Source organism: Corynebacterium frankenforstense (assembly GCF_030211955.1).
GTDB lineage: Bacteria > Actinomycetota > Actinomycetes > Mycobacteriales > Mycobacteriaceae > Corynebacterium > Corynebacterium frankenforstense_A.
Genome location: NZ_JASODI010000052.1, coordinates 1 through 408, shown reverse-complemented (window position 1 = coordinate 408; position 408 = coordinate 1). Strand labels below are relative to the sequence as shown.

Below are 408 nucleotides of genomic sequence, written 5' to 3'. Positions count from 1 at the left end.
TAAATCAGGATCGTCTAATAGAATCCATACGCCTAAATCCTTATGTTCTTTTTCAACAGCATATTTGGCGTTTAAGATAATGCCAATAAAGCGCCGCATTTGTTGTGGGGTACGGCACCAAAAGCTAAGTAGTTGCACTGCTTCTGGTTCTAAGAAGACCGGCAACCCATTATCTTCGTCAGTTAAGAACTCATCAGCATGTTTTACTAAATCCCGATTTTGGGCTTCAATTTCAGCTGGTGAAAAATTGGTTGTGGAAAAGTCCAACTTTTGAGTATCTATATCGTATCTATTAGTATCTATATTATTTTTATAGTCTTTATATAGATTGCTTTCGATTTTCGAAATTCCGCTCGTAGCAAGGGTTTGAGGATTGTCGTCAACGAAGTCATGCGGACTTTCGATTTT

The 408-nt window shown here is 37.7% G+C and carries 1 protein-coding gene; it reads right to left on the bottom strand.

What is annotated here, in order from left to right; genetic code table 11:
- The coding region (locus tag QP119_RS11495) for a hypothetical protein (protein WP_284776300.1) at positions 1–408 on the bottom strand (408 nt) is incomplete at both ends.